This is a genomic window from Mesorhizobium erdmanii, assembly GCF_013170725.1.
GTDB lineage: Bacteria > Pseudomonadota > Alphaproteobacteria > Rhizobiales > Rhizobiaceae > Mesorhizobium > Mesorhizobium erdmanii.
The window spans coordinates 2,347,853-2,372,162 of record NZ_CP033361.1 but is presented as its reverse complement, the minus strand read 5'-3'; the positions used below and the strand labels follow the sequence as shown (position 1 = coordinate 2,372,162).

Genomic DNA, 24,310 nt, shown 5'->3' with positions numbered 1-24,310 from the left:
CAAATCGCGCGGTGCCTGCATCCGGGTTCGCCGATCCATGCGGATCGCGCGTTCCGCAGGGATGTCAGACCATGACCGCAAAGACATGGGCGTATGAGGATTTCGTCGAGGGTGCCTCGTTCGACCTAGGCACGAAACAGGTGAGCGCGGCCGAGATCATCGAATTCGCCAGCGAATTCGATGCCCAGCCGATGCATCTCGACGAGGAGGCCGGCAAGGCCAGCATCCTGGGCGGCCTGTCGGCTTCAGGCTGGCACACCTGCGCCATGTTCATGCGCATGCTGTGCGATGCCTTCCTGCTGGACTCCACCTGCCAGGGCGCGCCCGGCGTCGATCAGGTCAAGTGGAAGAAACCGGTTCTGGCCGGCGATACGCTGAAGGGCAGCCTGGTCGTCCAGGCCAAACGCCTGTCCCGCTCGAAGCCGCAACTTGGCTTCGTCACCATGTGCAGCGAACTGGTCAACCAGCGTGGCGAAAGCGTCTTCGAGCTCGAGAACTCCGTCATGTTCCTGACGCGCGATGCGGCGGGGAATGCCGCATGACCCTGGATGAATTCTTCCGTATCGGCACCACCGTGACGCTGGGCTCGCACACATTCGAACCCGAGGCGATCAAGGCGTTCGCCCGCAAATACGACCCGCAGATCTTCCATATCGATGAGGAGGCGGCGCAGAAGAGCGTGTTGGGCGGGCTCTGCGCCTCCGGCTGGCACACCGCCGCCACCTGGATGAAACTCAACCTCGAAAATCGCCTGGATGCCGAGGACGCCAACTGGAACGGCCCCGGCCCGATGCCCGAATTCGGCCCCTCGCCGGGTTTCAAGAACCTGAAATGGCTGAAGCCGGTCTATGCCGGCGAGACGGTGACCTTCACGCGCATGGCGGTTTCCCATCGCCCGATCTCGTCACGCCCCGGCTGGCGGCTGCTGGCGCTGCTCTGCGCCGCTTCCGATTCGGCCGGCGACAAGGTGCTTGAATTCGAAAGCGCCGTGCTGGTGAAGGTTGAGTAGGTTGTTCCTTCGCCCCGTTTACCGGGAGAAGGTGCCCTAAGGGCGGATAAGGGGCGGCGCCGGCGGTGGTGTTCTCGCGTTGCCTCCCGGCCCTTCGCTGTCGCTCCGGGCGTTCGAGCCCTTTGAAAGGTCACTGGACCTTTCAATTTGCCTTCGGCAAGCCGCCGTCAATGCCCCTCGAACCCGATCAGCGTCCGCACCGGAACACCAAGCGCCTCGAGCTTCTTGCGCCCACCGAGATCCGGCAGGTCGATGACGAAGCACGCCGCCAGGATATCGGCGCCGATCTGGCGCAGGAGCCTGACCGCCGCTTCCGCCGTGCCGCCGGTGGCGATCAGGTCGTCGACCAGGATCACCTTCTCGCCAGGCGCAACGCCGTCCTTGTGCATTTCCATCTCGTCCAGCCCGTATTCCAGGCTGTAGGCGACGCGCACCGTCTCGTAGGGCAGCTTGCCCTTCTTGCGGATCGGCACGAAGCCGGCCGAGAGTTGGTGGGCGACGGCGCCTCCGAGGATGAAGCCGCGCGCCTCGATGCCGGCGATCTTGTCGATCTTCTGGCCGGCATAGGGATGCACCAGCTCGTCGATGGCGCGGCGGAAGGCGCGCGCATTGCCGAGCAGCGTGGTGATGTCGCGAAACAGGATGCCGGGCTTGGGATAGTCCGGAATGGTGCGGATCGCGGCCAGCAGCGTGTCTTCAAGCGAAGGTTTCATGAGGCGGCTCTCCGGATGATCCAGCAGGTGTGAAACGGCGCGGGAGATCAATCGTAACCCGACGCGACGAGCAACGGCTAGCGCGATGTAGCGGCCGAGACAAGCGTGTCCGGCAAAGGATTGATCGCACTTGCCTTGTCCCATGCCTGGGCGGCGATCCGCCATTGCCCGTCGCTTTTTACGAGCAGCAACATTTCGACCGAATGGCTGGTCTCGGCCCCATTCTCGGTCATCTCGGCCCCGACGGCCGCGATCGCGATATTGCCGAAGACCGTGATGTGGACGCCGAGCACGGTCTCATCGAGCGCCTTGAGCGACGTATCCGAAAGGTTGCGCATCCGATCGACGAAATCGGCGACTGCCATCGGCTTGGCCGGACGGGCGGCGGGAAAGAGGCTGGCGCCTGCCAGAAAATCGCCGGTGAACTCATCCCAGCCGGGAGCGTGCTCCTCGCTCCAGCTCAGGCTTGCGAACTGGCGGGCGATGACGGCTCTTATCAAGTCCTCGTCCGTACCCAATCCGTTCGCCATGATCCGCCCCTTTCGTCCGGCTGCCTGCACCGGATATTAGCGCTCGGCACTTGTCCGATCGAGCTGCAGCCCATCAGCTTCATAACTCGTCCGATCTCGATCCGCATCTGTTTGAGCGCCGCGCCGTGCCAAAGGACTGGGTTGCCGAGCTCTCGCATATGAGTGAAAAAGGGGCCTGAAGCGCCCCTTCCCGTCGAACCATGGTCGCTACATGACCCATCTTCTGCGAGGAATGCTGACTGTCATCATGGCAATCTCGCTCCTGAGCTGGGCGCCGGCAGGCGTCTCCGCTGCCGAGCAGGCCAGTTGGACGATCGTGCTGCGCCCAACAGATTTCGTGGTCGGCGACGCGCTTGGACAATTGCATACGCATCGACAATGGATCACTGGATTCGACGAACGGTCCGGCGTGTTCGAGATCGCTCTGCGTAGGAAGGCCATCGCGATTTCGGCGCCGCACTGTCGGATGGACTATCTGATTTTGACGATCCCGGTTTATTACCCTGAAAATCCGAAGCAGGCATCCGTCCGCGAGCGTCGTGTGGTCTATGATGCCCTCGTCGCATTGCAGGCGAAGGGCAAAGGCAGCGCAACTGTTGCCGTTGAAGCACCTGGACCTCTTGCTCGCCCGGGAAAACGAGGCATCGAGCTTCTTGCCTGCAACCTGTACTTTGCGTTTCCAATATCGGTGCAAGTGTCGACGCAATGAGCTGTTGCCGGCTTCTGCTCTATTGGGCACCGCCTCCGGAAAAGCGAAAGGGCGCCTCGAGGCGCCCTTTCGCAATCCTGTTCCGCCTTGGCGCGTTTAATGGGCCACGCCTTCCCACACCTTGCGCTTGACGAGGTAGACCAGCGCACCGAACACCAGCAGGAAGAACAGCACGTTGATGCCGGTATGCTTGCGGGCTTCCATGTGCGGCTCGGCCGCCCACATCAGGAAGGCAGCGACGTCGCGGGAATACTGGTCCACCGTCTGAGGCGAGCCGTCATCATAGGTCACCTGGCCGTCGGAGAGCGGCTTGGGCATTTTCAGCGACACGCCCGACATGAAGTACGGGTTGTAATGCGTGCCCTCGGGGATGACCATTCCGGCAGGCGGCGTCTGGTCGTAGCCGGTCAGCAGCGAATGGATATAGTCGGGGCCGCCCGCGTCATACTGGGTGAAGATGTCGAAGACGAACTGAGGAAAGCCGCGCTCGACGCCGCGCGCCTTGGCCAGCAGCGACATGTCAGGCGGAGCGGCGCCGCCATTGGCGGCCGCGGCCGCTTCGGTGTTCGGGAACGGCGCCGGGAAATAGTCCGACGGCTTGCCGGGACGGTCGAACATGTCGCCGGCATCGTTCGGTCCGTCATGGATGGTGTAGGTCGCCGCCAGCGACTTGATCTGCGCATCCGAATAGCCAAGCCCCGTTGGGCCTTCCAGCGTGCGGAACGCCACCAGGTTCATCGAATGGCAGGCCGAGCAGACCTCCTTGTAGACCTTCAGGCCGCGCTGCAGCTGGCCCTTGTCATAGGTGCCGATCGGGCCCGTGAAGCTCCAGCTCATCTCCTTCGGCTCATTGATCGGGAAATGCGTCGGCGCCGCCGCATTGTGCGCCTCTTCGGCCGCGAAGGCGGCAGTGCCGGCGGCCCCAATGCCACCAGCAATCAGGCCGATCAGCGCCAGCGAGGTGAGAATCTTTTTCATGCCAAATCCCCTTAGATTCTCTACCGCTCAGCCCTTGGTCTCAGGTGCTGCCGTGGCGCCTGCCGGATGCCCACTGCCACCCTTGTTCTTCTCGAGCACCGCCTCGGTGATCGAGTTCGGCAGCCTGCGCGGCGTCTCGATCAGGCCGAGCACCGGCAGCGCGATCAGGAAGAAGGCGAAATAGAACAGCGTGGCCATCTGCGCCATGAACACATAGCTGCCTTCCGCCGGCTGCGAGCCGAGCCAGCCGAGCAGGATCGCGTCGGCCACGAACAGCCAGAAGAACAGCTTGTACCAGGGCCGGTAGACCGCCGAGCGCACCTTGGAGGTGTCGAGCCACGGCACCAGGAACAGCATGACGATGGCGCCGAACATGCACAGCACGCCACCGAGCTTCGAGTTGATCGGGCCGATGTTGAAGGTGATGGCGCGCAGGATCGCGTAGAACGGCAGGAAGTACCATTCCGGCACGATATGGGCCGGCGTCTTCAGCGGGTTGGCGACGATGTAATTGTCGGGATGGCCGAGATAGTTCGGCAGGAAGAAGATGAAATAGGCGAAGATGAACAGGAACACGATCATGCCGAACGCGTCCTTGATGGTCGCGTAAGGGGTGAAGGCGACAGTGTCGGTCTTCGACTTGACCTCGATGCCGGTCGGGTTCGATTGGCCGACGACATGCAGCGCCCAGACGTGCAGCACGACGACGCCGGCGATCATGAACGGCAAGAGATAGTGCAGCGCGAAGAAGCGGTTCAGCGTCGGGTTGTCGACGGCGAAACCGCCGAGCAACAGCTGCTGGATCCAGTCGCCGACCAGCGGAATGGCGCTGAAGAAGCCGGTGATGACGGTGGCGCCCCAGAAGCTCATCTGCCCCCATGGCAGCACGTAGCCCATGAAGCCGGTCGCCATCATCAGAAGGTAGATGATGCAGCCCAGGATCCACAGCAGCTCGCGCGGCGCCTTGTAGGAGCCGTAGTAGAGGCCCCGGAAGATGTGGACATAGACGGCGATGAAGAAGAACGAGGCGCCGTTGGCATGCATGTAGCGCAACAGCCAGCCGGAATTCACGTCACGCATGATCTTCTCGACCGAACCGAAGGCGAGATTGGTGTCGGACGTGTAGTGCATGGCCAGCACGATGCCGGTCAGGATCTGCGAAACCAGCATGATCGACAGGATGCCGCCGAAGGTCCACATGTAGTTGAGGTTGCGCGGCACCGGATAGGCGACGAAGCTGTCATAGACCATCCGCGGCAGCGGCATGCGGGCGTCGAACCAGCGTTCGATACCGGTCTTGGGCGTATAGGTCGAGTGTCCCTCGCTCATCGAAATATCCCCCTGCCTCAACCGATAACGATCTTGGTATCGGAAACGAATTTGAATACCGGCACAGCCATGTTCTCGGGTGCCGGGCCTTTGCGGATGCGGCCGGCGGTGTCGTATTGCGAACCATGGCACGGGCAGAACCAGCCGCCGAAATCGCCTTCCTGGCCAAGCGGGATGCAGCCCAGATGCGTGCAGACCTGAACCATCACCATCCAGGCTTCCTTGCCAGGCGTGGTGCGGTTGGCGTCGGTCGCCGGAGCGTCGGACGGCAGGTTGGCGTTGCGGGCGATCGGATCCTTGAGATCGGCGAGGTTGACGGCCTCGCCGTCCTTCATTTCCTTTTCGGTGCGGTTGCGCACCACGACCGGCTTGCCGCGCCACTTGACGATCAGCGACATGCCGGGCGTCAGCGAAGCGACATCGACTTCGACCGAAGCGAGCGCCAGCGTCGAGGCGTCAGGGCGCATCTGGTCGATGAACGGCCAGGCGACGGCGCCGGCGCCGACCACGGCGGCCATGCCCGTGGCCACATAAAGAAAATCTCGACGATTGGGATCGTGGATGTCGGTTGCGCTCACGGGTGCCTGATCCTTTCGCCTCTTCCGCGCCGGTGGCCGAGCCTTGTTCCCCGCTCAATTACGCCAACCCGACAGCGCATGGCGAACAGGCTAGCGAATTCCTCCGGCATTTGGACTTCGGTTTATGCGTGAAGCCCGTTTTTGTCCAGACGGGTCAAGGCACAAGGGCAGATTGTCGCGGGGACAAAATTCCCTATTGCCCGGTGGGACGGCGAATGGCCGCAAAAGGCGGCTAACAACCGGGAAATATCAGCAAATTAGAGCCCCCAGCTTGCCTCGACACAGGGCGCCGCCGTGATCTATCTTCCCAGGCATGGCGCACGTCATAGACCGCGACGAATGGGCAGTTCGCTCCGACCATTGGAAGGGCGAGCTGCAATGCGGCGTGTACGGCTCCAACTCCTGCCTGATCTTCAACTACCTGCCCGATGTCGGCGGCGGTCCGCGGCTGCACTCCCATCCCTACGCGGAGATCTTCATCATCCGCCAGGGAACCGGCCTGTTCACCGTCGGCGACAAGGAAATCGAGGCTTCCGCCGGCCAGATCGTGATCGTGCCGCCCCACACGCCGCACCAATTCACCAATCTCGGTCCGGGCCCCCTGGAAACCACTGACATTCATGAGAACGGCAAGTTCATCACCGAATGGCTTGAATGATCCTTACATCGCTCCCAACCGGACAAGCACCGCCTTGGGTATGCCATACTCGCGGATGACGGCCTCGTGCCTGCGCAGGCCGCAAAGTTCGCGCTGGATGAAATAGGCGTGCACGGCCGTGGCGGCCTCCTTGAGAAGCCGGGGACGCATCTCCTCGTCCGCATTGTCGCTTAGCCGAGCCAGCGTTTCCTCGACCCGCTGTCCGGCCCGGCCGAGTGCCGCCGCCTTCTCGGCCAGGATTTCATGGCCAAGCGCGTCGAAGGCGGCTTCAGCGGCCGAAGCGTCGGCAAGATGAGATGGCGGACGCAGGGACATGTCAGCTGCCTTTCCCGAACATCATGCGATGGGTGACGAATTCTTCGCCCTCCACGCGCTGAAAGCCAAGCCGTTCGTAGAAAACGAAGGCTTGCGGCGGCGCGCGGGTGTTCAACATGGTGAAATAGCGGCGTGCCCGGTCGATGACGGTCTCGACCAGCATGCGGCCAAGGCCGGCGCGGCGGTGAGGCGCGCTCACGAACAGGTGCCGGACACGACCCTGGTCCCCGCCCTCGACATAAGGATCGATGTTCAACCCGCACACGCCGGCAAGCTCGCGGCCATGCCATGCCCCGTAGAGTGCCTCGCCACGCTTGCGGAAGGAGTTACGCCCGCTTGCCCAGCCATCCGCTAGCCGCACCAGCATCCAGTAGCCTTCCAGCCGGCTCTCGTCCTTCAGCCTGTCGAAGGCCAGCGTGGTCGGCCGCAGCCGCTTGAGCAGATAGGCGACTTCCGGCAACCCGCTCATCCCACCTACTCCGCCGGCCGCGTTTCTTCGAGCACGCTGTCCTCATGATAGAGGAAGCCGCCGGACTGCCGCTTCCACAGCCGCGCATAAAGCCCGTCGAGCGCCACCAGTTCGTCATGGGTGCCTTGCTCGACGATGCGGCCGCCGTCGAGCACCACCAGCCGGTCGAGAGCGGCGATCGTCGACAGCCGGTGGGCGATGGCGATGACGGTCTTGTTTTCCATCAGCCGGGTGAGATTTTCCTGGATCGCGGCCTCGATGTCGGAATCGAGCGCCGAGGTCGCCTCGTCGAGGATCAGGATCGGCGCGTCCTTGAGGAAGACGCGCGCGATCGCCACGCGCTGGCGCTGGCCGCCGGACAGTTTCACGCCGCGCTCGCCGACAAAGGCTTCGTAGCCGGCGCGGTCGCGGTTGTCGCGCAGGCCCAGGATGAATTCGTGCGCCTCGGCTTTCTTCGCCGCGGCGATCACCTCGGCGTCGGTCGCGTCCGGCATGCCAAGCTTGATGTTGTCGCGCAGCGAACGGTGGAACAAGGCCGTATCCTGGCTGACGACGCCGATATTGGCGCGCAGCGAGTTCTGCGTCACCTCGGCAACGTTCTGGCCATCGATGGTGATCGACCCGCCTTCCAGATCGTAGAGGCGCAGGATCAGATTGGCGAGCGTCGTCTTGCCGGCACCCGATGGCCCGACCAGCCCGACCTTCTCGCCCGGCTTGACGACGAGGTCGATGCCGTTCAGCACGCCGAAGCCCTTGCCGTAGTGGAACTCGACACCCTTGACGTCGATGCGGCCGCCGGCGACGACAAGCTCCCTGGCGTCAGGCGCATCGATGAGGCCGAGCGGCTGCGAGATCAGCGCCTTGGAATTCTCCAGCACGCCAAGGTTCCGCAAGATGCCGTTCATCTGCATCATCAGCCGGCCGAGCAGCATGTTGAGCCGCAGCACCAGCGACAACGTGAAGGCGACCGCGCCGACGGTGATCGAGCCCTCGACCCAGAGATAGACGGCAAAGCAGCCGATCGCCGTGATCATGATGCCCGACAGCGTCGTCAGCGCCATGCGCACGCCGGTCAGCCGGCGGGTGAACGGGCGCAGCGCATCGAGATAGATGTCGAAGCCGTTCCTGATGTAACGGTCGTCGCCATCGGCCGAGAACAGCTTCAGCGTCTGCACGTTGGAATAGGAATCGACGATGCGGCCATTGATCATCGAGCCCGCCTCGGCGGTTGCCTCGGCATGCTTGCGGATCGCCGGCAGGTAAAGCCTGGCCAGAAAGCCGAAAGCAGTGATCCAGATCACCACCAGCGCCGCCAGCCTGAGATCGAGACCGGCAACCAGCGCCAGCGTCGTCACCGTATAGACGACCATGAACCAGACGACCTCGATGAAGCTTTCCATCAAATCGCCGGTCGCCTGCCCCGCCTGCCAGACTTTTGTGGCGATGCGGCCGGCGAAATCGTTCTGGAAGAAGGCATAGGACTGGCGCGACACATGCCGGTGCGCCTGCCAGCGCACCAGATTGTAGAAGCCGGGCGTGATGGTCTGCTCGTCGACCAGCGCCGAGAGGCCGACGACGACGGTGCGGATGACCAGCACCACCGCGATCATGAACACCAGTTCAGGGCCGGCGGCGGCCCACAGCGCGTGCCAGCTGCGCTCGGCCGGAAGCTGATCGAGGATGTCGACCAGCCGCCCGACGAAGTAGAACAGGCCGGCCTCGACCAGCGGCGCGATGCCGCCGATGACCAGCATGGCGAAGAAGGCGAACTTCGCCTGGCCGACATAGTGCCAGAGAAAGCCGCCGACGCTTGCCGGTGGCCGAAGATTCGCCGGCTCCCTGAACGGATAGACCCAGTTCTCGAACCAGCGATAGATGGCTGTCATCATGCGGCGGCCATCATTCTGCGGCTTGCCCCTTTGCGATCACGTCGTTGGCGACATCGGCCGGGACGTCCTCTAGCAGGAACCCGCCCGATTGCCGCTGCCACAGCTGGGCATAGAGCCCGCCCTTCGCGACCAGTTCCTCGTGCGAACCTTCCTCGATGACCCGACCCTGGTCCATCACCACAAGCCTGTCCATCGCCGCGATGGTCGACAGCCGGTGGGCGATGGCGATGACGGTCTTGCCTTGCATGAGCTTGTAGAGGTTCTCCTGGATGGCCGCTTCCGCCTCGGAATCCAGCGCCGACGTCGCCTCGTCAAGGATAAGTATCGGTGCATCCTTCAACATAACGCGAGCAATGGCGATGCGTTGCCGCTGGCCGCCGGACAATTTGACGCCACGGTCGCCGACATAGGCGTCGAACCCCTTGCGGCCATTGTGATCCGAAAGCCCTGATATGAAGTCCAGCGCCTCGGCCCGCCGTGCCGCCTCGACAAGCATTTCGTCTGAAGCATCAGGCCGGCCATAGAGGATGTTCTCGCGCACCGAGCGATGCAAAAGCGATGTGTCCTGCGTGACCATGCCGATCTGGGCTCGCAGCGAGTCCTGTCTCACCCCGGCGATCTCCTGGCCGTCGATCAGGATCCGGCCGCTCTCCAGGTCGTAGAAGCGCAGCAAGAGATTGACCAGCGTCGACTTGCCGGCGCCCGAGCGGCCGACAATGCCAACCTTTTCGCCCGGCTTCACCGTCAGCGACAGGTTTTCGATCACGCCTTTCTGCTTGCCGTAATGGAAGCCGATATCCTCGAAGCGGATCTCACCCCTGGAAACGGCGATCTCCTTCGCATCCGGCCTGTCCTCGACAAGACGCGGCAGCGAGATCGAGGCGATGCCGTCCTGCACCGTGCCGATGTTCTCGAACAGGCCCGACATTTCCCACATGATCCACTGCGACATGCCCCACATCCTGAGCACAAGGCCGATGACCACGGCGACCGCGCCGATCGTCACCACTTGCCCCATCCACAGCCACAGCGAAATGGCGGTGACCGAGAACAGGAGCAGTGCGTTCAGAATGTAGAGCGTGCCGAAAAGCACGGTCACCAGCCGCATCGACCGATAGACCGTGTCGAGGAAACCCATCATGCCTTCCCTGGCGAAAGTGGCCTCGCGGCGCGCATGGGAAAACAGCTTGACCGTCTGGATGTTGGAGTAACTGTCGACGACGCGACCGGTCATCACCGAGCGCGCATTGGCCTGTTCCTCGCCGACCTTGCCCAGCCGCGGGATGAAAAAGCGCAGCAACAGGATGTAGCCGACCAGCCAGACCGCCAGCGGCGCGGCCAGCCGCCAGTCGGCCGAGCCGACGATGAGCAGCATGCCGAGGAAATAGACGATGACGTAGTTGAGGACGTCGATCACCTTGATGACGCATTCGCGCACGGCCAGCGCCGTCTGCATCAGCTTGGTGGCGATGCGCCCGGCGAATTCGTCCTGGTAGAAGCTCATCGACTGCTTGAGCAGGTAGCGGTGCACCTGCCAGCGGATGCGCATGGGATAGTTGCCCATCAGCGTCTGCTGGTTGAGCAGCGAATGCAGCCACACCGTGCCCGGCAGCGCGAACAGCACGATGAAGGCCATGGCTGCGAGCTTCCAGCCCTCCGTCTGCAGGAAGGTTTCGCGATTCTGCGCCGACAGCCAGTCGACGATGCGGCCAAGGAAGCCGAACATCCACACTTCCGCGATGGCGATCGCCGTCACCAGCACCGCGTCGACAAGGATATAGTGCCATGCGCCGCGCGTATAATGCAGGCAGAAGGCCACCAGCGTCTTGGGCGGCTCGACCGGCTCCGCTGCCGGGAACGGATCGAGCCTTCTTTCAAACCAGCTAAACACCAACATCGGTCATGCCTGTGAAATCTGTTTTCCGCTTACGCGGCTTGGCGACGTACGAAGTCCCGGGGCCGCATGGCGCCGAGGGCCGACGCTCCGGAATCATCCGGACCGTCGGCCCTGCTTCGCGCAATATAGGGGTTCGCGGGCTTTTCGCCGACAGGCTCGTTTGCCGATCCTGACGGTGCGGTGTCGACAAGCCGGATTTTCGCGCCGGGCCGGATCAGCCGGATGATTCGCCGCACCAGCGACGGCCGGCTCGGATCCGGAACCGCGCACGAGAAATCGACATCCGGCAGCATGCCGCGATGCGGCCGGCGGCGGACTTCGGCATGAACCGCCGACGAATAGGTCTCGCCGATCAACAGCGCCCAGGTCGGCAGTCGGTGGATATGCAGGCTCCTCGAGCCCGGTATTCTGTAGGGATCGAACATCGGTCCGTCCTCCGTATGAAAATAGAGATGAAAAGGCGAAGCAAGGTCGTCCGCCGGCGTTCGGCCGGAGGGATGGATTGCGTCGGTCTGGACACGACGCCAAGCATCGGTCTGGACACGACGCCAGGCATCGGTCTGGACACGCTCAGATTGGGCGTTCAGCCCTTTTGACTTTTTGAAAAACATCGCAGGATTCCTTCGAGAGCCGAAAAGGTGTTTCGGCGGGAATCGGTGCGATCAAGTCTTAGAGAGTCAGGAGAATTGTCGTACCGAAGCCGCCGGCAGGCGTACTAGCCCACGAGAGGGGCGCTGGATGTGCATGGTCATCATGAAATACCCCTCCATCGGTTCGGGTTGACAATGCCGGTCGTATACCCGACTTCGCAGAATATGGCCACCCGCAGGTCCAGGAATTTCCGAAACCGCGAGCGCGCTGTGGCCGATCTGCCACTTATTAGAAGGATGCGGAAATGAACTGTCGTCTCCGCATCGCGCTCTACCAGCCGGACATTGCCGGCAATACCGGGACAATCCTGCGCTTCGCCGCCTGCCTCGGCCTTGGCGTCGACATCATCGAACCGGCCGGCTTTCCGCTTTCCGACAAGGCGCTCAAGCGCGCCGGCATGGACTATCTCGAAATGGCTTCCCTGACCCGGCATGTTGACTGGAACGCCTTCGAGGACTGGCGCAAGGCCCGCGCGGAGCGGCTGGTGCTTCTGTCGACCAAGGCTGCGCTCTCCTACACCAGCTTCAGCTTCGCCGACGGCGACATCCTGCTGTTCGGCCGCGAATCCGCAGGCGTGCCGGATCTTGTCCATCAGGCGGCGGATGCGCGGCTGACCATCCCGATGCAAGGCACCGCGCGCTCGATCAACGTCGCGCTGTCGGTCGCCATGGTGGCGGGTGAAGCCGTCCGGCAGCTCGGATAGGATCCGCGGCTCATCGGCCGCACCGCCCTCACCGTCACCGAAGGCAGCGGCTTTGCCAGTCATTCTCACCCAGGCGCACATCGCCTTCTCCTGTCATTTGCCCAATCGGCATTTCTTCGCTACAAGCTCAACTTAACTTGAGGTCAAGCGGAAAATGGGACATGGCTCCAGTAACGGAATTGACGGTCGGCCAGGTGGCCATGCGCAGCGGCGTCGCGGTGTCGGCGCTACATTTCTATGAGACGCGCGGACTGATCCGCAGCCACCGCACATCAGGCAACCAGCGCCGCTACGGCCGCGACGTGCTGCGGCGGGTGGCGATCATCAAGGTCGCGCAGGAGGTCGGCATTTCGCTGGCCGAGATCGGCGAGGCACTTGAAGCATTACCTGAAGGCCGTACGCCGACGCGTGAGGATTGGAATCTGCTTTCAACGGCCTGGCGCGATAGCCTCGACCAGAAGATCAGCCAGCTAAAGAAGCTGCGCGACGGATTGACCGATTGCATCGGCTGCGGCTGCATGTCGATCGACAAATGTCCGCTCAGGAACAAGGGCGACCGGCTGGCGAGGGAAGGTGTTGGCGCGAGGCGGCTGGTTCTTCCTTCTCCCCGTTCATTGGAAGAAGGTACTTGAAAGGCGGATAAGGGGCAGCGCTGGCATTCAAAGGTTTGGGCCACCCCTCACCTGCCGGCCGGCATCCTTTCCCCTTATGGTGACAGGGCGAGGAAATGCTAATCCGCCACGGGCAGCCGCCTGATGGTGAACTCGATCAGATCTCCCGGGCGCTCGAACCAGCTTTCGATCTCGGTCCAGTAGGCCTGCTTGGGAAAGCGCTCGAACCATTCCTTAGCTTTGAGGCGCGCATCGGAGCGCGGCAGGACGAAGGTTTCGCGCAAAAAGCCGTCGCGTGGCATGCGTGAACGCTCGGCACGGCTTTGGTCGAGCCTTTTCTTCAGGCCATCCAGCGGCGGTCTTGCCGGGGTGCGCACGAAACAACTCCTTGCCCTGGCGCATGACCCCGAAACCGCAATCGGTTCCGCAAAGGATCATGCGCAAAACCAAAGTGACTTGACCCTTCCCGTCAAGAGATTAGGGATCGCGCCGGCAAAAGACGAGTCATTTTGTCCGGGAGGCCGGATGCGATTCGACCACAACCGGAGACGGCACTTGGAACGACCTGAAATACCGGCTGGCCTGCCCGCCGACATCGAAGAAAAGAAGATGAAGGCCCGCCTGTGGTTCGAGGCGCTGCGCGAACGCATTTGCGGCGCCTTCGAGCAGATCGAGCAGGATCTCCAGGGCCCGCTTGCGTCATGGTCGCCCGGCCGCTTCGAAAAGACGCCCTGGGAACGTGACCAGGGCAAGGGCGGCGGCGGCACCATGTCGATGATGCATGGCCGCGTCTTCGAGAAGGTCGGCGTCCACACGTCTACCGTCCATGGCGAGTTCTCGCCCGAATTCAGGAAGCAGATGCCGGGCGCCGAGGAAGACCCGCGCTTCTGGGCCTCCGGCATCTCGCTGATCGCGCACCCCTGGAACCCCAACGTTCCCGCCGTGCATATGAACACGCGCATGGTGGTCACCTCCAGGCACTGGTTCGGCGGTGGCGCCGATCTGACCCCGGTGCTCGACCGCCGCCGCACCCAGGACGATCCCGATACCGTCGCTTTTCACCGCGCCATGCAATTCGCTTGCGAGAAGAATGCCGACGTCGCCGACCATCCGAAATTCAAGACGTGGTGCGACGAGTATTTTTATCTGCCGCATCGCAACGAGCCGCGCGGCACCGGCGGCATCTTCTTCGACTGGCTGCATTCGGAGCAGGACAAAGGCGGCTGGAATGCCGACTTCAACTTCGTCCAGGATGTCGGGCGCTCCTTCCTCGTCGTCTACGGCCACCTCGTACGCGCCAACTTCAACGAGAACTGGACCGACGGCGACCGCGACGAACAGCTCGTCCGGCGTGGCCGCTACGTCGAATTCAACCTGCTTTACGACCGGGGCACCATTTTCGGCCTGAAGACCGGCGGCAATGTCGCCTCGATCCTCTCCAGCCTGCCGCCCGAGGTCCGCTGGCCCTGACATTTGGTGGCGGCGCACGCAGCTTTGATGCAACCAGACCGCCCCCTGCCGTGTTATAGTGTTCGCCCCGCTCACGTCCGGAGGTTCAATCTCCAATGACCGTGAGCCAAGAAAGTGGCGGAGCCTCGACCGGCTCCCCGGAGGAAAAGGAGAAATCCGATGAAGCAATTTCACTGCGGGTCGCTCGTGCCCGGCTGTGAATGGCACACGCGTGCCGACGAGGAGGCCGAAGTCATGCGCCGCGCCGTCGAGCACATGCGCGAGACGCATGGCGAGACCACCATCCGGGAGACGATGGTCGAGGCGATCCGCTCGCGCATCGAGAAGGTTCGCGATGCGGCATAGTCTATCGCGCCCGCCATTGGTGTTCGCGGCCGTGGCGGGCGTGTCGTCCAGATGCAGTGATCTCTTGGGCGACGACTCCCTGAAAACAAAAACGCGACACGCCTGCGCCAGTCCTTTCCGACGCGGCGCGGTCTGGCTCCGCGGGCGCAAAAAATATATTTCTTACAGCTAAAATAAACGCTGCGGTAACCGACCCGTGCGACTGTCCGCCCGATAATCCGGCTACAGGGGGCTGCCAGAGGAGCCCGTCGCCACCAGGCACCTGACCCGGAACGGTGGGGCGAGGTTGTTTCGCGCATGCGCGAAAAGTCCGGCAATCGAGTGCTTTTGTGCACCGCGGCGCTTGTGCTGTCGGCATCCCTCATGGCGTGGTCGGCGATTGCCCAGGAAATGACGACATCGATAGTCGACATCCATCAGGGCTCGCAGCTCAGCGATCGGGCGCGAAGCCTGGGCAGTGGCGGCTACGAACTCCAGAACGGCAGCCGCGTATCGTTCAACCAATGGTACCACGCAAGCTGGGTCGACATGCATGTGGATCTGCTGACCCCGATCACCGAGGATACCGGCATCCTTTGGGGATTTGGAACCGGAGAGGCGGCCGAGAAGTATAGGATCGCGCCCAGCCTGAAGCTAGGGTTCCTCACTCAAATGCATCCGGGTCCGAACAGCACTCTTTCCTTGTCGTTCACAGCAACCATCGGCGGCAAGCTCACCGAAAAGACCTGCCAGGCCGATTATGGCGATCTGGGCAGCTTCAATGTCAATTGCCGTCTCGCGGCCAGCGAGATGGCGCCTGAAGAAACCTTGAAATATCTGGTTAACGCTAAACCTGAGAGCCAGCATCTCTGGCTGAATTATCGTGTTACTTTCTGATCGCGAGGGGCCAAGCGTGAGATGTCACGCCGCCTCGGGTAGTTCGCGATCGTTCGTCGTAGCTGTCGTCTGAACCGGGGTAAGAACATGTCGAATAATCGTTGGAAGTTCGCTATCGCTACCGCCCTCGCCCTTCTGCCGGCATCGATGGCGATGGCGCAGGAAGCCGTCGGTCCCGATCCGCTGTCCACGCTCTGCGCCGGCGGCCAGGCAAACGCTGCAATATGCCTGAGTACCACGCTTGCGACCACCACGACGCCGACCGTCCAAAGCTGGATGAGCCCGGATGTCGGGGCCGCATGGCGCGCCGGGTACGAGGGCCAAGGCGTCACCATCACCATTGTCGACGACTTCTCCAGCACCTCGAAATTCAGCGGCAATTTCGGCATTGGCACGCAGACGCAGCGCCACGGCGAATGGACCCGCGAAGAAGCCAGCATGGTCGCGCCGCTGGCAGCCATCAGGTCGAAGGACTTCTCCACCAGTTCGGCGGTCGCGCTGGCGCCGGGCCTGAACGTGCTCAATCTGAGCTATGGCATGTACGCCAAAGCGGGCTACAGCCCCAGCCAGATCGGGTGGAGCGCCGAGGAAGCCTCCATCATCTCCTACGCCACCAAGGGAACGGCCGTGGTTTCGAAAGCTGCGGGCAACGACGCGGTTGCCGTGGGCGGCGTCACCGGCGGCCAGCAGGACTATCTCGACCTAGCCCTGATCGGAAAGGCATCCGCGATTTTCGTCGGCGCGCTCAACAGCAACGGCACGACGACGAACAAGGCCAGCATGGCCTGGTACTCCAACACCGCGGGCTCGAACACTGCTGTGCAGAGCCATTTCCTGGTCGTGGGGGTCGCCGGAGACAAGACAGGCCTTTACGGCACCTCTTTCGCGGCGCCGATCGTTGCCGGCTACGCCGCGATCGTCGGCAGCAAGTTCACCAAGGCAACGCCGACGCAGATTACCAACCAGCTTCTCAATACGGCGCGCACCGACACTTTGGTCGGCTATAACGCGTCCGTCTATGGCAGGGGCGAAGCAAGCCTTTCACGCGCCCTGGCTCCCTTGGCGATCAGGTAAGCCGCGCGCGATCGGCAGAAATCCAGCGGCTCCAGCCTAAGTTTCGAGTGCCTGCGCGGCGCGTTCCAGCAACGTGCCGCGATCCGGCGCAAATCCGGCATCGATCCATTCCGCCTCGAGATTCCTGAGGATTTCGCCGAGTTTTGGTCCAGGCGTTGCGCCGAGCGCCGCCAGATCGGCGCCTTTCAGCGGAAATACCGGTTTTTCCCATTTGAGCGCGAAGGCCAGCAGGCGCGAAAAGCCGCCCGCTTCGAGGAGCGCGTCATTGTCCTCGACAGCACGCATCCGCGCCGCTGCGAGCGACAGCCGCAGCCGATCGACAAAGCCTTGCCGGTCACCGCGATAGAGCCTTTTCGCCAGTTCGCCCTCGGTCGTCTTCGGCTCGACGGCAGTGGACAGTGCCCATTGGCGCAAGCGATGCGCTTCATCGGTCGAAAACCGGAGCCGCTCGGCAAGCGTTTGCATGCGCGCGGCATCCGGCGGCACGATCGCCTCCAGCCGCAGCAGCGGATCCGCTACCCAGCCGAGATCCTTTTCGGCCTTGGTCAGCCCATGGATGGCATCGATGCCCCACTTCTCGCTTTCGGGCAGCACCGTGGTCAGCACACTTGCCTGCCGCATCCACAGCAGCGCCCGCGACGGGTCGGGTGCCGACAAGAGCTTCTTCAGTTCGGACCAGACACGCTCCGCCGAAAGTCGCGCCAAGCCCTCCTTCAGCCGGGCGCAGGCCTTTAGCCCCTCGGCGTCCGGCCGCCCCTCGCCATACCAGGCGAAGAAACGGAAGAAGCGCAGGATGCGCAGATAATCCTCGCGGATGCGCGCCTCCGGATCGCCGATGAAACGCAGCCGGCGCGCCTCGATGTCGGCGATGCCGCCGACCAGGTCGACGACAGTGCCATCGGCGTCGGCGTAGAGCGCATTTATGGTGAAGTCGCGCCGCTCGGCGTCCAGTTTCCAGTCGCGTCCGAACGACACCTTGGCGCGGCGGCCGTCAGTCTCGACATCGGCGCGCAAGGTCGTGACTTCATGGGGCTTGCCGCCGGCGACAACGGTGATCGTACCGTGCTCGATGCCGGTTGGCACCGGCTTGAAACCTTCCGCCCTGGCGCGGCGGATGGTTTCCTCAGGCAAACAGGTGGTGGCGATGTCGACGTCGGCGACCGATTGGCCCATCAGCGTGTTGCGCACGGCGCCACCCGCGACACGCGCCTCTTCGCCCCCTTCAGCCAGGGCGGCAAGCAGGCGCTGCAAATGCTTGTCGGTGAGCCAGTCGGCCCGGCCCGCGATCGAAACACTCACGCATAAAGCCTTTCATAGAGCGTACGGATGATGCCCGCGGTGACGCCCCAGATGCGGCGGTCGCCATAAGGCATGTCGTAGAAGAACCATTCGATATCGTTCCACATGCGGCTGTCGCGCTTGTGGTTCACCGGATCCATCAGGAAGCGCAGCGGCACTTCGAAGGCGGCATCGACCTCGTCGGCGTTCAAGGTCAGCTGGAAGCCGGGTTGCACGATGCCCAGCACCGGAGCGATGCGGTAGCCGCTGCCGGCGACATAATCGGGCATGCGACCGATGATCGCGATGCGGTCCTGCTCCAGGCCGATCTCCTCGAAGGTCTCGCGCAGCGCCGCCGCCTCCGGGCTGGCGTCGGTGGAATCGATAGTACCGCCGGGAAAGGCCACCTGCCCAGAATGGCTGCGCAGCTTTTCGGCCCGTTTGGTCAAGAGAACCGTCGCCTCGCCATCGTGATCGACCACCGGGATAAGCACCGCGGCATTGCGAAGCGCCTTGCCCTGGTTGAGGCGCGGATGGCCCGGATTGAAGCGATGATCGCCATAATCGTCGCCGGCATGCGCTTGCCGTTGCGCGGCGAAGCGCGCGCGAAAATCCGCCGATGAAAACGGCGGCAGTGATACCTGGTCCATCATGCGCTCAGCCGTTTCAACCGGTCCGCCGGCATGATCGGGAACACCGCGCCCTTGGAGCGCACGGCAAACATCGTCTCGCCGCCGATCTCGATCTCCTCGCCATGCCCGACCAGTTCGTACATGACAGGCCGCCCCACCAGCGCCTCGAGCCTGCCGCGCACCAGCACATAGGGCTTCAGGCCGCCAGTCTCGTTCTCGTCGAGGAAGCGCAGCGGCCGTTCCGGTCCGGCCTCGACCACATCGCCGACATTGGTGCGGAAGGTGATGATCTGGTCGTCGCCGCTGCCCGAAACGTCCATCTCGACGGCAATGAAGGGCGCATCGGCGACGCGGATGCCGACCTTTTCCACAGGCGTCACCAGATAGGTCCTGCCATCCGCGTCCTTGCGCAGCACGGAGGAAAATAGCTGCACCAGCGGCATGCGGCCGATCGGCGTACCGAGATAGAACCAGGTGCCGTCGGCCTTGATCTCCATGTCGAGATCGCCGCAAAAGTCAGGATTCCAGCGCTCGACCGGTGCCGCGCCCTTGCCGGCACGCGCCGCACGCGAGATCAACGCCTCCAGGCCGCGCGCCTCGGTGGCGCTCGTAAGGCTTTGTTCGCGATGTTCGTGGTGTTCCGTCATCGTCACGAAATAGTCACTGTTGTTCCGCTTGTCAGCCTAAGTCTGTGGTTTAAGTTCGACCATAGGCGCTACGCGAGGCCGAATCGCGGCAACCTATGATATGGTGCGGGCCGGTATTTCCAAGCAAAGGGATCGAGCCGAATGAGCGTGATGGTCAAGGAAAGCCCGATCAGCGAAACCGACATGATCGCCGAGGCCGAAAAGGCGCTGGCCGACATTTCCAGGATCCGCGACGGGGTCGGCCGGGTGATCTTCGGCCAGGAGAACGTCGTCGAGCGCACGCTGGTGGCCCTGCTGGCCGGTGGCCACGCGCTTCTGGTCGGTGTTCCCGGCCTTGCCAAGACCAAGCTGGTCGAAACGCTGGGCGTCGTGCTCGGCCTCGATTCGCGCCGCGTCCAGTTCACGCCCGACCTGATGCCGTCCGACATCCTCGGTTCCGAGGTCATGGAGCAGGACGAGGCCGGCAAACGCTCGTTCCGCTTCATCTCCGGGCCGATCTTCGCCCAGTTGCTGATGGCCGATGAGATCAACCGCGCTTCGCCACGCACGCAATCGGCGCTGCTGCAGGCGATGCAGGAATACCACGTAACCATCGCTGGCGCCCGCTACGATCTGCCCGCGCCCTTCCATGTCCTGGCGACGCAGAATCCGTTGGAGCAGGAAGGCACCTATCCGCTGCCCGAAGCCCAGCTCGACCGCTTCCTGATGCAGGTCGACATCCTCTATCCCGAAATCGAGGCCGAACGCCGCATCCTCTTGGAAACCACCGGCATCGAGGACGCGAAGGCCCAGAACGTGCTGCAGCCGGCGCGGCTGAAGGAGATCCAGACGCTGATCCGCCGCATGCCGGTGCCCGAAAGCGTCGTCGAGGCGATCCTGACCCTGGTGCGCTCGGCCCGTCCGGGCCAGGGCAATGCCGAGACCGACAAGCACATCGCTTGGGGCCCCGGCCCCCGCGCCAGCCAGGCGCTGATGCTATGCACGCGCGCCCGCGCGCTCTACGAAGGGCGGCTGGCACCTTCGGTCGACGATGTCAGGGCGCTGGCCGAGCCGGTGCTGCAGCATCGAATGGCACTGACTTTCGCCGCCCGCGCCGAGGGTACAAGTGTCCGCGACGTGGTGGCGAAGCTCGTGAAAGGGATTTGATGGGGCGCATCGGCGAAGTCCAGGCTCCGGCAGCGACGCGCGACGCGCTCGCCCGTGGCCGGTTGCGGGCTTCGCTTGTACCCGACCTGCTGGTCGAGGCGCGCCGCATCGTCAACACGGTGATCGCCGGCTGGCATGGCCGCCGCAAGCGCGGCATCGGCGAGAATTTCTGGCAGTTCCGGCCTTATGTCGAAGGTGATTCCTCGCGCATCGACTGGCGCCGTTCGGCCCGCGACGACCACACCTATGTGCGGGATCGCGAATGGGAAGCCGCCCATACGGTCTGGCTGTGGGCCGATCCCTCGCCGTCAATGCTCTACAAATCGACCGGCGCCAGCGTGTCCAAGCAGTCGCGCGCACTGGTGCTCGCGCTGGCCATGGCCGAATTGTTGTCGCGTAGCGGCGAGCGCATCGCATGGCCGGGCTTGACCGATCCGTTCACCGCCCGCAACGGCGCCGAGCGCATCGCGGCCCAGCTGATGCACGCGGGCGACCTGCCGGCAAAGCCCGATCTCTCCGACATCAGGCGCTTCTGCGACATCGTCATCGCCAGCGATTTCCTCGATCCGGTCGAGGAAACGATGGAATGGCTCGATGTGCTCGCCCGCCACGGCGTGCGCGCTCATCTGATCGAGGTCGCCGACCCGGCCGAGGAAACCTTCCCCTATGCCGGCCGTACCGAGTTCACCGATCCCGAGACCGGCGACAAGCTGACTGCCGGACGCGCCGAAATGCTCGGCGACGAATACCGCCTGCTCTACACCGCCCGCCGCCAGGAGCTGGCCGGCTGGTGCAAGCGGCTCGGCTGGAGCTTTACCGTCAACCACACCGACCGGCTTGCGTCCGACGCGCTGGTGCGCCTGCATATGGCGATGACCGCCGACGGCGGTTACGCCGGTAGCGGCCGCGCCGGCAAGGTGGTCGCATGAGCTGGCTGCCGCTCTCCTTTGGCGCCCCCATGGTGCTGTGGGGCCTGCTGGCTCTGCCGGTGATCTGGTGGCTGCTCAGGCTGACGCCGCCCAAGCCGCAGGCCGAAATCTTCCCGCCGCTGAAGATCCTGGCGCGGGTGCTGAAGCGCGAGGAGACGCCGCATCAGAGCCCCTGGTGGCTGACGCTGCTCAGGCTGCTGATGGCGGGCCTCATCGTCGCCGCCTTGGCCGAACCCGTCTTCAATCCGCGTGAAAAACTGCCGGCCGAGGGTGCGGCCCTTGCGCTGGTCATCGACAATGACTGGGCCAGTGCCGCCGACTGGAACAAGCGCGTCGCTACCGCCGAGCGGCTGATCAAGGACGCCGGCTCGAACGGCGTGCCGGTCATCATCGCCTTCACCGCCGAAAAGGCCAATGCGGAGATCGGCCCCTTCGATGCCGCCGCAGCACTCGACCGGCTGCGCGCCGCCAAGCCGCGGCCGATCCCGACCGACCGGCCCGCCGTCTACGCTCGCGTCGCCGGCGTGCTGGAGACCTTGCCCGGCGCCAGCGTCGCCATACTGGCCGATGGCCTGGCGGCCAAGGGCGACGAGGCCGCCTTCAACACGCTGTTGTCGAAAAACGCCGCCCGCGTCGTCTGGGCAGTTGCCGACCGGCTTTCGCTGACCGGTCTCACCGGCGCCGACAACCAGGTCGACGGCTTTGCGCTCACCGCGATCCGAGCGCCGGGCGATCCGGCGCCAGCGCAGGTCACGGCCGGTGCCTTCGACGACAAGGGGCGCCGCATCGCCGATGCGACGCTGACTTTTGCACCGGGCGAAGCCACCGCCACCGGCACGATGGCGGTGCCATTCGAGCTGCGCAACGACTTCGCCTCGATCGCTCTCGACGGCGAGCGCCAGGCCGGCGCGGTGCGCGTGCTCGACGAAAGCTCCAAGCGCCGCCGTGTCGGACTGCTGTCGCAGGCCGAGGCGGACCAGGCGCAACCGCTTCTGTCGCCGCTCTACTACATCAGGCGCGCGCTGCAGCCCTTCGCCGATCTGGTCGAACCCTCCAGCGCCGATCTCGCCGACGCCATTCCGCAGATCCTCGACCAGAAACCGGCGATGATCATCATGGCCGATATCGGCACCATCCCCGCACAGGTCCGGCAAAGGCTGGTCGACTGGGTCGACAATGGCGGCACGCTGGTGCGCTTCGCCGGCTCGCGGCTGGCGGCCAGCGGCAATGACGACGATCTGCTGCCGGTCCGCCTGCGCACCGGCGAGCGTTCGCTGGGCGGCGCGCTGTCATGGACCTCGCCGCAGCCGGTCACCGAATTCCCCAAGGCCGGTCCCTTCGCCGATCTGGCGCCGCCGACCGAAGTCACGGTGAGCAGGCAGGTGCTGGCCGAGCCGACACCCGATATTGTCGAGCGCACCTGGGCGGCACTCGCCGACGGCACGCCGCTGGTCACTGGGCTGAAGAAAGGCAAGGGCACGCTGGTGCTGTTCCACGTCACACCCGAGGCCACCTGGTCGAACCTGCCGATCTCCGGCAGCTTCGTCGAGATGCTGCGCCGCATCGTCCAGCTGTCGCGCAACCAGGGCGCGGCGATCGCCAATGCCGAAGCCACCGCCACATCGCTGGCACCCTACCGCATGATCGCGGCCGATGGCACGCTGGTGCCGCCGACCCCGGATGCAAGGCCGCTGGTGCCGGGCGCTGGCGCGATGCCGGTGACTTTCGACAACCCGCCCGGCCTCTACGGCTCGGAGACCGGCGTCTTCGCCCACAATCTGCTCGACGCCGCAAGTACGTTCGAGCCGCTAGCGCGCCCGCGGGTCACCGTTCCGGTCACAACGATCCAGTATGCCTTCGACGAATCGCGCAATCTGAAGGGTTCGCTGGTCGCGGCGGCGCTGGTGCTGATGTTGCTCGACACGTTGGCGGTGTTCTGGATGGGCGGCCTGTTTTCGCGCCGGCCGCGCCGTGCCGGTGCGGCAGCCACCACCGCGGCGGTCCTGATTGTGTTCGGTGCGTTGTTCGGCCATGCCGATTTCGCCCGCGCCGACGATGCCAAGCCGGGCGACGAGGCGGCAATCGAGGCGATTTCAAAGACCCGCATCGCCTATGTGCTGACCGGCGTGCCGGGCGACGATTCGATCAGCCGCGCCGGGCTCGAGGGCCTGACCCGCTTCCTGATCGAGAAGACCGCGCTGGAACCCGGCGCACCGGCCGGCGTCGACATTTCGAAGGACGAACTGTCCTTCTACCCTTTGATCTACTGGCCGATCGATCCGGCAGCCCCCATGCCGAGCCAGGCCGCGATTGCACGCATCGACGCCTATATGCAGCAGGGCGGCACGGTGCTGTTCGACACGCGCGACCAGTTCGCCAACGGCATCGGTGCCGATTCCACCAGCCCGGCGACCGAGCGGCTGCGCGACATTCTCGGCAACCTCAACGTTCCGCCGCTGGAGCCGGTGCCGTCGGACCACGTGCTGACCAAGTCCTTCTTCATCCTGCCGGAATTTCCCGGGCGCTTTTCCGGCAGCCCGCTCTGGGTCGAGGCATCGCTTGACGCCAGCAATGCCGACAACCGGCCGGTGCGCACCGGCGACGGCGTCTCGCCGATCATGATCACCGCCAACGATTTCGCCGGCGCCTGGGCGGTCGACGAGAATGGCGATCCGCTGCTGCCGACTGTGCCGGCCGACCCCATGCAGCGGATCTATGCGCTGCGCGCCGGCGTCAACATCATGATGTACATGCTGACCGGTAATTATAAATCCGACCAGGTGCATGTGCCGATACTGCTCGAACGGCTGGGGCAGTAGGATGAGGCTCCTCGTTTCGCGACTTGAGTGGATCGACCCTCCCCACAAGGAGGAG

At 63.9% G+C, this 24,310-nt stretch carries 27 protein-coding genes; 13 read left to right on the top strand and 14 right to left on the bottom strand.

All coding sequences use genetic code 11. The features are described 5' to 3' along the window. Window positions 1–71 precede the first annotated feature (71 nt). Window positions 72–542 (top strand): MaoC family dehydratase, encoded by a 471-nt coding sequence (locus EB233_RS11445; protein WP_064989676.1) that lies wholly within the window; start codon window positions 72–74, stop codon window positions 540–542. Then, a complete protein-coding gene (locus EB233_RS11440) occupies window positions 539–1,009 on the top strand; it encodes a MaoC family dehydratase (RefSeq protein ID WP_064989677.1) in 471 nt (156 codons plus the stop codon). The genes EB233_RS11445 and EB233_RS11440 overlap by 4 nt, the downstream gene beginning before the upstream one ends. Before the next feature lie 167 nt (window positions 1,010–1,176). Here the strand turns inward: EB233_RS11440 and EB233_RS11435 are convergent, their stop codons facing one another. Beyond that, entirely contained in the window at window positions 1,177–1,722 is a 546-nt protein-coding gene (locus EB233_RS11435; protein ID WP_064989745.1) for an adenine phosphoribosyltransferase, read from the bottom strand. A 77-nt stretch (window positions 1,723–1,799) separates the two neighbouring features. Continuing rightward, window positions 1,800–2,252: a nuclear transport factor 2 family protein gene (locus EB233_RS11430; RefSeq protein WP_064989678.1), complete on the bottom strand. Its 453-nt coding sequence runs from the start codon at window positions 2,250–2,252 to the stop codon at window positions 1,800–1,802. A 211-nt stretch (window positions 2,253–2,463) separates the two neighbouring features. On the opposite strand from EB233_RS11430, the gene EB233_RS11425 reads away from it, so the two are divergent. Then, window positions 2,464–2,961 carry a hypothetical protein gene (locus EB233_RS11425; RefSeq protein ID WP_155765357.1) on the top strand — a complete coding sequence of 166 codons (498 nt, stop codon included), beginning with the start codon at window positions 2,464–2,466 and terminating at the stop codon, window positions 2,959–2,961. A 96-nt stretch (window positions 2,962–3,057) separates the two neighbouring features. On the opposite strand, the gene EB233_RS11420 is transcribed toward EB233_RS11425, so the two are convergent. The 3 genes from EB233_RS11420 to petA are packed head-to-tail and all read right to left on the bottom strand — an operon-like array spanning window position 3,058 to window position 5,846. Continuing rightward, entirely contained in the window at window positions 3,058–3,939 is an 882-nt protein-coding gene (locus EB233_RS11420; protein ID WP_064989680.1) for a cytochrome c1, read from the bottom strand. 27 nt (window positions 3,940–3,966) lie between these two features. Continuing rightward, window positions 3,967–5,268 (bottom strand): cytochrome b, encoded by a 1,302-nt coding sequence (locus tag EB233_RS11415; RefSeq protein WP_064989681.1) that lies wholly within the window; start codon window positions 5,266–5,268, stop codon window positions 3,967–3,969. Between the two features lie 17 nt (window positions 5,269–5,285). Beyond that, window positions 5,286–5,846 (bottom strand): ubiquinol-cytochrome c reductase iron-sulfur subunit, encoded by a 561-nt coding sequence (gene petA, locus EB233_RS11410; protein ID WP_064989682.1) that lies wholly within the window; start codon window positions 5,844–5,846, stop codon window positions 5,286–5,288. Window positions 5,847–6,159: 313 nt separating this feature from the next. Here petA and EB233_RS11405 point away from each other — a divergent pair, with 313 nt between their 5' ends. After that, entirely contained in the window at window positions 6,160–6,504 is a 345-nt protein-coding gene (locus EB233_RS11405) for a cupin domain-containing protein (RefSeq protein WP_064989683.1), read from the top strand. A 3-nt stretch (window positions 6,505–6,507) separates the two neighbouring features. Here the strand turns inward: EB233_RS11405 and EB233_RS11400 are convergent, their stop codons facing one another. Genes EB233_RS11400 through EB233_RS11380 form a run of 5 tightly spaced genes read right to left on the bottom strand, consistent with a single transcriptional unit; the run spans window position 6,508 to window position 11,499 of the window. After that, window positions 6,508–6,819: a DUF6665 family protein gene (locus EB233_RS11400; RefSeq protein WP_064989684.1), complete on the bottom strand. Its 312-nt coding sequence runs from the start codon at window positions 6,817–6,819 to the stop codon at window positions 6,508–6,510. A 1-nt stretch (window position 6,820) separates the two neighbouring features. Beyond that, a complete protein-coding gene (locus EB233_RS11395) occupies window positions 6,821–7,288 on the bottom strand; it encodes a GNAT family N-acetyltransferase (protein WP_081294085.1) in 468 nt (155 codons plus the stop codon). 5 nt (window positions 7,289–7,293) lie between these two features. Then, complete coding sequence (locus EB233_RS11390) at window positions 7,294–9,177, bottom strand: ABC transporter ATP-binding protein (RefSeq protein ID WP_064989685.1); 1,884 nt, start codon at window positions 9,175–9,177, stop codon at window positions 7,294–7,296. A gap of 10 nt (window positions 9,178–9,187) precedes the next feature. After that, window positions 9,188–11,074 (bottom strand): ABC transporter ATP-binding protein, encoded by a 1,887-nt coding sequence (locus EB233_RS11385; RefSeq protein ID WP_064989686.1) that lies wholly within the window; start codon window positions 11,072–11,074, stop codon window positions 9,188–9,190. A gap of 29 nt (window positions 11,075–11,103) precedes the next feature. Next, on the bottom strand, window positions 11,104–11,499 hold the full coding sequence (locus EB233_RS11380) for a hypothetical protein (RefSeq protein ID WP_081294091.1): 396 nt from the start codon (window positions 11,497–11,499) through the stop codon (window positions 11,104–11,106). Window positions 11,500–11,969: 470 nt separating this feature from the next. Here EB233_RS11380 and EB233_RS11375 point away from each other — a divergent pair, with 470 nt between their 5' ends. After that, complete coding sequence (locus tag EB233_RS11375) at window positions 11,970–12,428, top strand: tRNA (cytidine(34)-2'-O)-methyltransferase (protein WP_064989688.1); 459 nt, start codon at window positions 11,970–11,972, stop codon at window positions 12,426–12,428. 161 nt (window positions 12,429–12,589) lie between these two features. Further along, window positions 12,590–13,060, top strand: coding sequence for a redox-sensitive transcriptional activator SoxR (gene soxR / locus EB233_RS11370; RefSeq protein ID WP_064989689.1), 471 nt, complete (start codon window positions 12,590–12,592; stop codon window positions 13,058–13,060). A gap of 98 nt (window positions 13,061–13,158) precedes the next feature. On the opposite strand, the gene EB233_RS11365 is transcribed toward soxR, so the two are convergent. Continuing rightward, entirely contained in the window at window positions 13,159–13,416 is a 258-nt protein-coding gene (locus EB233_RS11365; protein WP_027055402.1) for a hypothetical protein, read from the bottom strand. 178 nt (window positions 13,417–13,594) lie between these two features. On the opposite strand from EB233_RS11365, the gene hemF reads away from it, so the two are divergent. From hemF to EB233_RS11345, 4 genes are all read left to right on the top strand, one after another. Further along, the gene (hemF, locus tag EB233_RS11360; RefSeq protein ID WP_064989690.1) at window positions 13,595–14,509 is read left to right on the top strand and encodes an oxygen-dependent coproporphyrinogen oxidase; all 915 of its coding nucleotides are present in this window, start codon (window positions 13,595–13,597) and stop codon (window positions 14,507–14,509) included. A gap of 159 nt (window positions 14,510–14,668) precedes the next feature. Then, complete coding sequence (locus tag EB233_RS11355) at window positions 14,669–14,854, top strand: DUF1059 domain-containing protein (RefSeq protein WP_027055404.1); 186 nt, start codon at window positions 14,669–14,671, stop codon at window positions 14,852–14,854. Window positions 14,855–15,151: 297 nt separating this feature from the next. Further along, window positions 15,152–15,730: a hypothetical protein gene (locus tag EB233_RS11350; protein ID WP_064989691.1), complete on the top strand. Its 579-nt coding sequence runs from the start codon at window positions 15,152–15,154 to the stop codon at window positions 15,728–15,730. Window positions 15,731–15,817: 87 nt separating this feature from the next. After that, window positions 15,818–16,804 carry a S8 family serine peptidase gene (locus tag EB233_RS11345; RefSeq protein WP_081294086.1) on the top strand — a complete coding sequence of 329 codons (987 nt, stop codon included), beginning with the start codon at window positions 15,818–15,820 and terminating at the stop codon, window positions 16,802–16,804. A 36-nt stretch (window positions 16,805–16,840) separates the two neighbouring features. On the opposite strand, the gene EB233_RS11340 is transcribed toward EB233_RS11345, so the two are convergent. The 3 genes from EB233_RS11340 to EB233_RS11330 are packed head-to-tail and all read right to left on the bottom strand — an operon-like array spanning window position 16,841 to window position 19,361. After that, window positions 16,841–18,103 carry a CCA tRNA nucleotidyltransferase gene (locus EB233_RS11340; protein WP_064989692.1) on the bottom strand — a complete coding sequence of 421 codons (1,263 nt, stop codon included), beginning with the start codon at window positions 18,101–18,103 and terminating at the stop codon, window positions 16,841–16,843. Continuing rightward, on the bottom strand, window positions 18,100–18,732 hold the full coding sequence (locus EB233_RS11335) for a CoA pyrophosphatase (protein WP_064989748.1): 633 nt from the start codon (window positions 18,730–18,732) through the stop codon (window positions 18,100–18,102). Before EB233_RS11335 ends, EB233_RS11340 begins: the two co-directional genes overlap by 4 nt. Beyond that, entirely contained in the window at window positions 18,732–19,361 is a 630-nt protein-coding gene (locus tag EB233_RS11330; RefSeq protein WP_064989693.1) for a DUF1285 domain-containing protein, read from the bottom strand. Before EB233_RS11330 ends, EB233_RS11335 begins: the two co-directional genes overlap by 1 nt. 141 nt (window positions 19,362–19,502) lie before the next feature. Between EB233_RS11330 and EB233_RS11325 the strand changes: the two genes are divergently transcribed. The 3 genes from EB233_RS11325 to EB233_RS11315 are packed head-to-tail and all read left to right on the top strand — an operon-like array spanning window position 19,503 to window position 24,255. Then, window positions 19,503–20,507 (top strand): AAA family ATPase, encoded by a 1,005-nt coding sequence (locus EB233_RS11325; RefSeq protein ID WP_064989694.1) that lies wholly within the window; start codon window positions 19,503–19,505, stop codon window positions 20,505–20,507. After that, the gene (locus EB233_RS11320; protein WP_064989695.1) at window positions 20,507–21,436 is read left to right on the top strand and encodes a DUF58 domain-containing protein; all 930 of its coding nucleotides are present in this window, start codon (window positions 20,507–20,509) and stop codon (window positions 21,434–21,436) included. The genes EB233_RS11325 and EB233_RS11320 overlap by 1 nt, the downstream gene beginning before the upstream one ends. Next, on the top strand, window positions 21,433–24,255 hold the full coding sequence (locus tag EB233_RS11315) for a DUF4159 domain-containing protein (RefSeq protein WP_064989696.1): 2,823 nt from the start codon (window positions 21,433–21,435) through the stop codon (window positions 24,253–24,255). The genes EB233_RS11320 and EB233_RS11315 overlap by 4 nt, the downstream gene beginning before the upstream one ends. Window positions 24,256–24,310: the final 55 nt, after the last annotated feature.

Bases quoted from the DNA above. Each gene is read 5' to 3' on its own strand.
- EB233_RS11395 (WP_081294085.1), bottom strand. From the start codon at position 7,288: ATGAGCGGGTTGCCGGAAGTCGCCTATCTGCTCAAGCGGCTGCGGCCG.
- EB233_RS11375 (WP_064989688.1), top strand. From the start codon at position 11,970: ATGAACTGTCGTCTCCGCATCGCGCTCTACCAGCCGGACATTGCCGGC.
- EB233_RS11425 (WP_155765357.1), top strand. From the start codon at position 2,464: ATGACCCATCTTCTGCGAGGAATGCTGACTGTCATCATGGCAATCTCG.
- EB233_RS11385 (WP_064989686.1), bottom strand. From the start codon at position 11,074: ATGTTGGTGTTTAGCTGGTTTGAAAGAAGGCTCGATCCGTTCCCGGCA.
- EB233_RS11445 (WP_064989676.1), top strand. From the start codon at position 72: ATGACCGCAAAGACATGGGCGTATGAGGATTTCGTCGAGGGTGCCTCG.
- EB233_RS11435 (WP_064989745.1), bottom strand. From the start codon at position 1,722: ATGAAACCTTCGCTTGAAGACACGCTGCTGGCCGCGATCCGCACCATT.
- EB233_RS11350 (WP_064989691.1), top strand. From the start codon at position 15,152: ATGCGCGAAAAGTCCGGCAATCGAGTGCTTTTGTGCACCGCGGCGCTT.
- soxR (WP_064989689.1), top strand. From the start codon at position 12,590: ATGGCTCCAGTAACGGAATTGACGGTCGGCCAGGTGGCCATGCGCAGC.
- EB233_RS11405 (WP_064989683.1), top strand. From the start codon at position 6,160: ATGGCGCACGTCATAGACCGCGACGAATGGGCAGTTCGCTCCGACCAT.
- EB233_RS11430 (WP_064989678.1), bottom strand. From the start codon at position 2,252: ATGGCGAACGGATTGGGTACGGACGAGGACTTGATAAGAGCCGTCATC.
- EB233_RS11320 (WP_064989695.1), top strand. From the start codon at position 20,507: ATGGGGCGCATCGGCGAAGTCCAGGCTCCGGCAGCGACGCGCGACGCG.
- EB233_RS11390 (WP_064989685.1), bottom strand. From the start codon at position 9,177: ATGATGACAGCCATCTATCGCTGGTTCGAGAACTGGGTCTATCCGTTC.
- EB233_RS11440 (WP_064989677.1), top strand. From the start codon at position 539: ATGACCCTGGATGAATTCTTCCGTATCGGCACCACCGTGACGCTGGGC.
- EB233_RS11415 (WP_064989681.1), bottom strand. From the start codon at position 5,268: ATGAGCGAGGGACACTCGACCTATACGCCCAAGACCGGTATCGAACGC.
- EB233_RS11335 (WP_064989748.1), bottom strand. From the start codon at position 18,732: ATGGACCAGGTATCACTGCCGCCGTTTTCATCGGCGGATTTTCGCGCG.
- EB233_RS11420 (WP_064989680.1), bottom strand. From the start codon at position 3,939: ATGAAAAAGATTCTCACCTCGCTGGCGCTGATCGGCCTGATTGCTGGT.
- EB233_RS11355 (WP_027055404.1), top strand. From the start codon at position 14,669: ATGAAGCAATTTCACTGCGGGTCGCTCGTGCCCGGCTGTGAATGGCAC.
- EB233_RS11380 (WP_081294091.1), bottom strand. From the start codon at position 11,499: ATGTTCGATCCCTACAGAATACCGGGCTCGAGGAGCCTGCATATCCAC.
- EB233_RS11325 (WP_064989694.1), top strand. From the start codon at position 19,503: ATGAGCGTGATGGTCAAGGAAAGCCCGATCAGCGAAACCGACATGATC.
- EB233_RS11345 (WP_081294086.1), top strand. From the start codon at position 15,818: ATGTCGAATAATCGTTGGAAGTTCGCTATCGCTACCGCCCTCGCCCTT.
- EB233_RS11315 (WP_064989696.1), top strand. From the start codon at position 21,433: ATGAGCTGGCTGCCGCTCTCCTTTGGCGCCCCCATGGTGCTGTGGGGC.
- EB233_RS11330 (WP_064989693.1), bottom strand. From the start codon at position 19,361: ATGACGGAACACCACGAACATCGCGAACAAAGCCTTACGAGCGCCACC.
- EB233_RS11400 (WP_064989684.1), bottom strand. From the start codon at position 6,819: ATGTCCCTGCGTCCGCCATCTCATCTTGCCGACGCTTCGGCCGCTGAA.